7 protein-coding genes are annotated in these 9,476 nt (G+C 48.5%); 2 read left to right on the top strand and 5 right to left on the bottom strand.

Annotation, left to right across the window (positions count from 1 at the left end; translation table 11 throughout):
• The 4 genes from L0156_00630 to L0156_00615 form a co-directional block, all read right to left on the bottom strand.
• Positions 1-888: hypothetical protein (locus tag L0156_00630; protein MCI0601496.1), on the bottom strand; the 888-nt coding region annotated here is incomplete at its 3' end.
• Complete coding sequence (locus tag L0156_00625; GenBank protein ID MCI0601495.1) at positions 885-1,814, bottom strand: hypothetical protein; 930 nt, start codon at positions 1,812-1,814, stop codon at positions 885-887. The genes L0156_00625 and L0156_00630, both read right to left, overlap by 4 nt.
• A 76-nt stretch (positions 1,815-1,890) precedes the next feature.
• Entirely contained in the window at positions 1,891-2,661 is a 771-nt protein-coding gene (locus L0156_00620) for a LytTR family transcriptional regulator DNA-binding domain-containing protein (GenBank protein ID MCI0601494.1), read from the bottom strand.
• On the bottom strand, positions 2,654-3,745 hold the full coding sequence (locus L0156_00615; GenBank protein MCI0601493.1) for a histidine kinase: 1,092 nt from the start codon (positions 3,743-3,745) through the stop codon (positions 2,654-2,656). The genes L0156_00620 and L0156_00615 overlap by 8 nt, the downstream gene beginning before the upstream one ends.
• 254 nt (positions 3,746-3,999) lie before the next feature.
• Here L0156_00615 and L0156_00610 point away from each other — a divergent pair, with 254 nt between their 5' ends.
• On the top strand, positions 4,000-5,058 hold the full coding sequence (locus tag L0156_00610; GenBank protein ID MCI0601492.1) for a hypothetical protein: 1,059 nt from the start codon (positions 4,000-4,002) through the stop codon (positions 5,056-5,058).
• Between the two features lie 97 nt (positions 5,059-5,155).
• On the opposite strand, the gene L0156_00605 is transcribed toward L0156_00610, so the two are convergent.
• A complete protein-coding gene (locus tag L0156_00605) occupies positions 5,156-7,342 on the bottom strand; it encodes a TonB-dependent receptor (GenBank protein MCI0601491.1) in 2,187 nt (728 codons plus the stop codon).
• Between the two features lie 132 nt (positions 7,343-7,474).
• Between L0156_00605 and L0156_00600 the strand changes: the two genes are divergently transcribed.
• The gene (locus L0156_00600; protein MCI0601490.1) at positions 7,475-9,436 is read left to right on the top strand and encodes a PAS domain S-box protein; all 1,962 of its coding nucleotides are present in this window, start codon (positions 7,475-7,477) and stop codon (positions 9,434-9,436) included.
• Positions 9,437-9,476 lie beyond the last annotated feature (40 nt).

Here is a 9,476-nt window from a genome sequence, read left to right as displayed (position 1 = left end):
TTCGAATAAATTAGAATGAACAGGATCGCTAAGCAATGCGAAGAGTGTTTTCCGGAATGCAAGCTGGAGTTCAAAGCCGCTTGCAACACAAACCGCCCGGTCCCTAGCGGCCTGAACAAGAGCGTTTTCCGTTCCCAGACGGTCCAGCATCTCCCCCACCACTAAACGCTTGTATACAAGCTCTATAGCGAAGTCACCCAGGTAAAGCCGTCCTTTTCTATAATCCAGTTCGTGTGGATCTCCTATTTTCACGCGGCAACCATGCTTTTCAAAAAATTCCTGAAACAACAGGAATTCGGGATAAGTCGGTGCCTCTTTCCAATCGAGAATCGCAATTGCAGGGAGTCCTTTCCCTCCCCATTGATGATAGGCGCGCAGTAACGAATGAAATACCCGGGATCGAACCGGTAAAGTTTCCCATGAATAACTTTTTGAGAAATCCTGAAGCAGGGGCATTGCAGAAAAGACCTCGCTGAGAACGTCCCCGTAACCGATCCCTCCCGGGCTGTCGGCGTTGTACTCTACAAATTGAAAGACATGATCGGCAGAGAGAAAACCATCCAGCCGGGCACTTACCGTGGGCGAACCATAACCGGAATTCACGTGAATGATGGTCTCTTCGGCAGGAGTCAGGTCCATCTCCTTTCTCAAACGGGAATCCTCCATTAGGTGAGCGCACAATGCGTTAATGCCTTTCATTACCAGCGCGGAAGCGTTTTTTATGTATGCATACGTTTCAGCGGAAAGGAAAAAAGGCCGGAGAACAGTGCAAACCGGGCGTCCCGCCACCGATAGCCGTTCGTCCCAGGATTGCAGAATTTCGACGGTGCTGGCGAGATGTTTTTCGGATAGAAGCTGATGGTAATGCTGAATCGCTTCCGAAATCATGAATGAATAAATTTGTCCCACTGTGTTCCGGGTTTTGCCGCGGAGCGTTCCTGCGCGCGTTCGATCAGCATGTCCGCCATGTTCCGGACAACCCACGGAAAATAGAGCTCTGTAAGAGAGGAGATGTCGAAATCAGGCGCGGAGTTCATGAAATCAATGGCTACAGGAATTCCTCCGCGAACCGCAAATTCGACAGTATTCATATCATATCCAAGAGCTTCATTGATCTTGATTGCATCCGATTCAATCCTGCTGCGAAGCTCTTCGGCCAGTTTTTGATCGACATTTCGATAGCGTTCGAAATGGGATTTTCGCGGGTCCCAGTTTGTGATCAGGATTTTTCGCTTTCCCACACAAATGCAGCGGACGTATTGTTCCCATTGAATGAACTCCTGCAACATCATGCAAAGACGCCCCGAAGAATTGTAGGCTGCCAGTAGTTCCTCAAGTGAATCCACACGGTGGACGTCTTTCCATCCTCCGCCCCAGTGTGGTTTCAGAATAGCCGGAAGACCTGTGTATTCAACAATTGCCTTCCAATGCAGCGGATGTTTTAGATTTCTGAGACTTTCAGGAACAATGCTTTCGGGGTAGGAATGAGAGGGGATAATCAACGTTTTGGGGACCGCAATTCCAATTCGTTCCGCAAGGGCAGTTCCAAAAAATTTGTCATCAGCTAAACGCCAGAACGGATTATTGATGACAATCGTTCCGGAGAGAGCAGCTTTTTTCAAAAAAGCCTGGTAAAAAACAACTTCATGGGAAATGCGGTCGAGAATCACATCGTAAGAAGAGGTTTCTTCGGTTGTGATTTGCCCCGTTTGAACGTATTCGGCCGCCACACCGGCGCTTCTACCGTTGATCTCTGCTATCAATGCATCGGGGAACGAACGTTCCCGCCCAACGAGCAAACCGATTTTGATCACAAGCCACCTTTGGTAGGAAGTAGCGCGGACGTCTCGTCTCCGGTACTGGCAGGCGGGACGCCCGCACTACTTCCAGCTAATTTTTCCGCTTTAGTTGATCTTTCAGTTTATCGCGGAAACGCCGGCTCATCAAAAGGCTGGTTCCATCCTGAAGCCGGACGCGATAATCACCGTGGAAAAGGGATTGCAGTTCGGAAACGCGGTCGATGTTTACAATTGTGGACCGGTGAATACGGAAGAATTTTTGTGGATTCAACTGATTCTCTAAAGCGGTCATCGCTTCCCGAATCATGTGGGATTTCTTTCCGGCGTGAACCATGGCGTAGTTGCCTTTGGCTTCTATCCAATCGATTTCACCGGTTTTTACAAAGAAAATGCGTCCTTCTTCTTTGATGATCACCCGCTCCAGATACGAAGGGTTTTTGGATTCGAGATCCTTTAGAAGCCCGCTAATATGATGGTCCCATTCGGATTCTGTGCGCAACATCACTTTGGCCCGTTCTACAGCCCGTTCAAAACGCTCGTCATCGACAGGCTTCAGTAGATAGTCCAGCGCGTGAACTTCAAACGCCTGAACGGCATATTTGTCATAAGCGGTGACAAAAATAATGTAAGGAAGTTTTTCAGGGTTGAGATAATTCAGTACGCCAAAGCCATCCATCTCCGGCATTTGAATATCAAGAAGCACGAGATCAGGTCGTTTCTGCGAAATCGATTCGACCGCCTGTACACCATTGGCGCATTCGCCGATGACTTGCAGTTCCGTATCCTTCTGCGCAAGAATTCGCATCCCTTCCCGCGCGAGCACTTCATCATCCACGATCAAACAGCGAATCTTTTTACTCATGAACCGGGATCTCCAGGATGGCTTCCACGCCACCTTCCAAAACATTCTCCAGAACAAATCGATACGATTCTCCAAAGGACTGTTCCAGTCGCTTTTTTGTATTGGACAGACCGACTCCCTCTTGAAAAGCATCAGGTAGTCCGGGACCATCGTTCCGGATACGAACCTGCAACACCCCATTCTTCCTTGCTGTTGTGATCTCAACGGTACCGGGACTGGATCGCGAAGCAATCCCGTACCGGATCGCATTTTCAACGATCGGCTGAAGGATGAGATTGGGAATCCGGAGGTTTAAGGTTGCTGGATCGATATTCATTCGCACGGTTAAACGATCCTGAAAACGGACCTTTTCGATTTCCAGATAACAGCGGAGGAATTCCAGTTCCTGTTGCAGATCAACATCCTGAGTTCCGGAATTTTGCAAAGTTAACCGCAAAAAGTCGGCAAGGCGCACGATCATTTTCTTGGCAGTTTGAATATCCACATGCTCCGAACCGGATCGCTGAAGCAACGAAGAAATGGAATTCAAAGTGTTGAACAGGAAATGCGGATGCAGCTGCATTTTGAGCGCCTGCAGCTGAGCTTGACTCAACTGGGCCTGCAGCTTCACGGCCGTCACCCGTTTTTCCTGAAAGGAACGATAATACTGAACAGCGTGTGCAAATCCCACAGTGGCCCAGTAGATCAAAACATCATAGTGAAAGTACCAGATGAAATTGAATTCGAATTTTTCAAACCAGGAAGGATGATTTCCATCCAGGGCTTCAAACAGCATCAAAACTGTAACAGCCAGCACAACATGAAAAGTAGCAAATGCCGCGCTGGCTGGAAGATGGATCCAAATCGCTTCACGCCACGTTTTTGCATCGAGAGGATAACGCTTTGAGAGCTTGATGATAGGAATCGCTAGGAATGCCCACAAATACCAGTCCGGCAATGTGGATCGCATGGCTTTGGTGAACGGAAATATCCTGCCCTCTACGACATTGATCAGGAGATAAATCTGGGTGCTGAAAAAGAGGCCGACAGCGGTCCAGAAGAGGAACGCAAGCATCCATCGCATGACTCGCGGGTTCAGACGCATACGCCGATGATATCCAAAAAATGTCCCATGAGTACAGATTTGGGACGAACGGCGAGTGTTCAGGGATGACGTGCTGATCAAGTAGGGGCAGGTCTTGTACCTGCCCTGATAGAGCGACCACAAGGGTCGCCCCTACAACCTAGGTTAGATATGTACCTGCGCTATTTGCCTATTCCATCCTCCATCTTGAAGACGACGAGGAGATGTCGAATCTGCCGTACCTTATTTCTGACAGAAACAAAAGGAGTAAGACAATGAAATCGACATTCAACAAATTACTGATCACACTAACGTGCCTGCTGACGACATCCTTCGCGGTTTCCGCCGAAGAGATCGTCACCGGCGCTGCCGGAATCGTGCAGAGCACTGACTTTTACTGGGTAACCTTCAGCGGGGATTGCAGCTGCGATTCTGTTTTCGTCATGCAAATCGATGCGAACGGAAATATTATCAAGGCCCCTCAAGAGGTCCTGGATGTAGAAACCTATGGCGCCGGTGCATCCGCGCTCGTTAAGCTCGGAGGATCGAAGCTTGTTCTTCTCCATTGGAACAGTTTCTCCTATATGACCCGCGCAATCATCAACAAAACCACGTTAAATGCTTCAGCTATTAAGAACACTGGACTCTTCTCTTATGAGAATGAGTTTTTGCATGTCACGCAGAATAAGTCCGGCAATTTCTTGATTGCGGAAGATTACGTGGATGGCTCGTTGAACGCAGTCAAAATCAGCAAGAAAGGAATGCCGAAGGCGGGAAGCACACCAGTTGCACCGGCGGCTCCTTTGGAAAGTGATGAGGCGAGTATTTCTTCAGACGGTCTTTTCGCCGTAACGAACCGCTATTCCGATACAGGCGGAAAGGAAAAACTTTACGTTCAGCCGCTGGATGACACCGGTTCACCGTCCGGTCCTCCAAAATTGATCGCCAAATTCAAAGATGTTGAGTCGGTCGACATCACGAACCCGTTACCGGATGGAAACCGCTTCGTCGTTTATACGGTCGATGCAGGAACAACGCCGGACGACAGGCTTTACCTGCAAACAATCAGTCCAACGGGGAAAAAGGTTGGTGGTAAAAAACTTATCAATACGCCGCCTGACCGTAGTGAAGACAGCCAAACGGTCGCAATTGATCCACTTGGGCGTTTTGTGCTTTTTACAATGGGTGGAGATGATTACGGCTGCGTCGGCAACGATATTCTGGTCTATCAGGCGCTTTCTACCGATGGTTCACCAAATGGATCGCTTAAGGTGCTTGGCAGCTGTGAGCTGGTAACGGACGACATTATGAATCTGGACGTCGTGATGGAATGAAACAAGCATCACCGCAGAGACGCGGAGACGCCGAGGAAAAAAATATTCTCGTCCTGTCTCTGCGTCTCGGCGCCTCGGCGGTGAAGCTCCGCAGCTTTTAGAATTGGGTCAGCAACTCAATACTAAAACTGCGCCCATAGGCCAATGGCGCTCTGTTATCTGCGCTGTCAAAGTAAGTTTCATTCGTGAGATTGAATCCTGATACAAAGAAACTCAGGTTATCGTTCAAGAAAAACTTCATCTTGGTATTCAGAATCAAAGCCGCATCGCGTGCCGCTTCGTCCGGCCCGGAATCCGTTTTTTCAAACTGTCTGACCAGTTCAACAGAACCATTCCACCAAAAATCCTGGGGGCTGTATTGCAGTCCGGCGATCATCCGGGAGGGTGGAATATCATTGATATCGGCGCCGTTCCCATCATGGCCGCGAATCACGTGAAAATTGGAATAAATGCGAACGGTATTGAAATCGTAGTAGCCCTCCCCTTCGATTCCATAGATCACAACGTCTTGAAGGTTTTGATAGGTAAAGCTGCCATCAGCCAACCTTACTCGCGCGATAAATTCTTCGACGTCATTGCGGAATAGATAGAACGCCGCAAACTTACGATCCCTGTGATAACGAATTCCGCCATCGAACTCAAAATTTGACTCGGTCTTCAATTTTGGATTGCCGGTGATGCTGCCGCGACCGGTTTCGCCGGTAAAGAACTTTTCACTGATAGTCGCAGGGCGAAGTCCGCGCCCGACATTCCAGACAACATCCCAGTTGCTGTTGAGAGGGAAATCGCCGCCAAAATTTCCGCTCCAACCGTATTCAGAATCGGAAATAGTATCCTCTGCGTGATTGGCTGTATGAACACGCTGTAGGCGAAGCCCGCCATTTGTCAACATTTTTCCCAGATTTACACTGCTGGTAAGAAACAATCCGGTAATGTTATAACTCCCATCTTTGATAGAAAAGAAGGAACCGGTTTGGTCGAATCCCGGCCCGGATAAAGAGCGTTCAAAGGATTCCTGTCGCGCATTCACATTGGCGCGAGCGAAGTAATCAACACCGGTCCAGAATCTCCAGTTTCCAAGTGCTGCCCGTCCAACCCGGAAGCGAACTCCAAAATCATCCGTATCGTTAAAAACAATATTCCGGGCGGTGACAACACCATTGGAAACATTTTCATCTCTGGCGATCAGATCATTTGGATGAAGCCACGCCTGTACCTGAAAATCGTATACACCTTTCAGGAGCGGGTTTTGCCAGTCAACCGCGTAAATTTGATGATTCTCTTCCGGATACAAAGTCGGACTGGTTACAGCATCGCTGCTCGCTTTTTCAATGTCCTGGGTCCAGGTAGGTAAAACGAGGAAAGTCAGGGTCCCTGCATCAGAGAACCACCGTCCTTTCGCCAAAAAATTCAATCGTTTGAAACTGGACGGGAATTCCTGTCCATCACCGGATTCAAAATCACCACTCTCGCGCCGAACAGCTCCTAAAACATACTGAAAGCGATCCGTTCCATCCTTGTATGTAAGAGCTTGCCAGTTCTCATCTAAATTTGACTGATATCCAGTTCTGAAAGTCACAGACGAGGAAGTGCTCGAAGGTTCGAGCGCAAACGCGTGTATAAGACCGGACTCACCATTCGAACCGTAAAGCACAGGAGCGGGCCCGCGGGTAACGTCGATTCGATCCAGAAAAAGCGCATCTACAAAAGAAAAACTCGGACCGGTTCGGCGCTCCGAAGTAATCCGTACAGATTCAAAAAGGAGAATCGTTCTTTCGCGCGCGGATCCACGGATGCTAGGCACTTGAAACAATCCCCCCTGGCCCAGAGGAGCCACTGAAGGAATATCCTGCACGGCGTCCAGAACGGAAGTTGGGGACGCTTCTTTTGCTGGTTGAATTGAAGTGGATGGCGAAGAAACACTGGCGCCGGAAGAATCTTCCGTTCCTATAACAATCTCCTCAAACTGCAAATGTTTTGGATGCAGCACCATGTTTAAATGCAGCGGTTCCTTTTTCGTCGTGATCGTTTCTCCCCGGATTTCAAATCCGGGAGCCTCTACAAAAACTGTGTAGGTTCCTTCGGGAAGAGTGAGGACGAAATTGCCCTCATCGTCGGAATTAACCTCGACACCAAGAGGATGGACGGAAACGGTTGCCTGTGGAATGGGGTCACCTGACGGTTCTTGAACTTTCCCGGTGACCCGATTTACATCTTTAGTTTGACCGTACACCGTTGAAATGAGCAAACCAAGGACAAGAAAAATAAATCCAAAATTACGCATCTGTCGTTTGTTCTCTCGTGAAAATTTGATATAAGTTTAATATCATAGAAATAGATTTGACAAGTTTCCCTATAGGTCCTAATAATTTAAGGTACGGGCCGCCCTCAGAAACGGTCTAACAGTGAACATCACATGAAACGGTTTGAAACCGTTCCAACTACAAAGTTTATCGGTTTCTATATATTGTTTGTTTCGGTGCCACCTGTTGCGTTTTTTCTTGCGCAACGTGGGGTTCACTGGAGGTATGTAATCCCCCCTCTCATCCTTGTAACTACGATTCTTATTCGACAGTTCTACGTTTTGAGCCGGAGACACGCAGAAGACGCTTTAACAAGATTAGAGAAAGCTCTCCAAACGACGCAGGTTGGAGTGACCATTACCGATATAGAAGGGAAAATTCTTTATTTGAATTCTGCTGAAGCCCGCATGCATGGATATGAACCCGAGGAACTCGTCGGCAAGAACGTTCGCATTTTTGCGTCACCTGAAATCTGGGAAGTGAATCCACCCGACATGATTCGCGAAATGAGCAGCTGGAGAAGGGAAAGTGAGAACCTTCGAAAAGAGGGGAAATCCTTTCCGGTGCATCTGATTTCAGACGTGATCCGCAATACATCAGGAGATCCGATCGGGATCGTTACCGTTTGCGAAGATGTCACAGAACGGAGGATAGCCGAAACAAAGTTACGTGATTCGGAATTGAAATTCCGCTCAGTTGCAGAATCCGCAACGGACGCAATCGTTCTTGCGGATGGAGACGGCAGTATTATTTTCTGGAACAGCGGCGCTCAACGAATTTTTGGTTATTCGGCCCCTGAAGCAGTCGGCCAAGCGCTGACCTTGCTGATGCCGAGGCGCTATCAGGATGCGCATCGTGCTGCAATTGAGAAGCTGAGCACCGGCACGAGCTCACGTTCCACTGACAGAATCCTGGAATTTCACGGAAAAAAGAAAACGGGTGAAGAATTTCCGTTGGAATTATCACTTGGAATGTGGACCACTGCTAAAGGCACTTTTTACAGTGGAATTATCCGGGATATCACAGACAGAAAAATGGTCGAACAGGAGTTGAGACTTCACGAAGAACAATTGGAAGAATTGGTTCGCAAACGCACGGCTGAACTTGCCGAAACAAACCGGATGCTGCATATAGAAATTGTAGAAAGACGCCAAATTGAAGAAGAGCTTCGAAAAAGTGAGGAACGCTACGAGCTGGCGGTAAAAGGAGGAAAGGAAGGGCTCTGGGATTGGAATTTGAAGACGGATGAGATCTTTTACTCGATTCCATGGAAAACGATGCTCGGTTATCAAGACACGGAAGTTACGGATCAGCCTGAAGAATGGCTGAACCGTGTTCATCCGGATGATCTGCAAAAATTGAATGTCGCGCTGACAAATCATCTGGACGGCAAAACCGAACATTTTGAAAGTGAGCACCGCATTCTTCAGAAGGATGGAACTTACCGCTGGGTATTGACGCGCGGCGCCGCGATCCGGGATGAACAGGGAAATGCAGTCCGGGTTGCGGGAATTCAAAGAGATATCCAGGCTCGTAAGTTGCTGGAAGCGGATTGGAAGCAACGAGCTTTCTGTGATGCCCTGACTGCCTTGCCAAACCGCGCACTGTTTATGGAACGATTGGATCAAGCTCTACACCGGATCCAACGGCAACGCGAGTTGATGGTGGCGGTCCTCTACGTAGACCTGGACTATTTCAAAAATATTAATGATACATACGGACATCGCGTGGGAGATCAACTTTTGATTGCAGTATCGCGAAAACTGAAAGGATGCGTGCGACCAAGCGACACGCTTGCAAGAATCGGCGGCGATGAGTTTACTATTTTATTAGAAGACTTGAAGGTCGCGGACGAAGCGATTCGTGTAGCCGAACGCGTTTGTTCGGAATTGCGGGAACCATTTTACATTGACAACTTTTATATCCAGACCAGCGGAAGCATCGGGGTTGCCGTCAGCTCAGAGGACTATGAGAAAGGAGAAGCACTTTTGAACGATGCGGATCTGGCCATGTATCTGGCTAAAGATCAGGGGCGATCCCGGCACGAAGTCTTTCAAATTCGCAAAACCTCATAAAGAGCGCCGGCTTCCAGCCTGCATTACGGAGCTCAGGCAT

This window comes from bacterium, assembly GCA_022616075.1.
Taxonomy (GTDB): domain Bacteria; phylum Acidobacteriota; class HRBIN11; order JAKEFK01; family JAKEFK01; genus JAKEFK01.
The sequence above is the reverse complement of the archived record's forward strand: the minus strand, read 5'-3'. Positions and strand labels throughout refer to the sequence as shown.

Coding starts and splice junctions, on each gene's coding strand:
- L0156_00610 (MCI0601492.1), top strand. CDS start 4,000: ATGAAATCGACATTCAACAAATTACTGATCACACTAACGTGCCTGCTG.
- L0156_00600 (MCI0601490.1), top strand. CDS start 7,475: ATGAAACGGTTTGAAACCGTTCCAACTACAAAGTTTATCGGTTTCTAT.
- L0156_00605 (MCI0601491.1), bottom strand. CDS start 7,342: ATGCGTAATTTTGGATTTATTTTTCTTGTCCTTGGTTTGCTCATTTCA.
- L0156_00615 (MCI0601493.1), bottom strand. CDS start 3,745: ATGCGTCTGAACCCGCGAGTCATGCGATGGATGCTTGCGTTCCTCTTC.
- L0156_00620 (MCI0601494.1), bottom strand. CDS start 2,661: ATGAGTAAAAAGATTCGCTGTTTGATCGTGGATGATGAAGTGCTCGCG.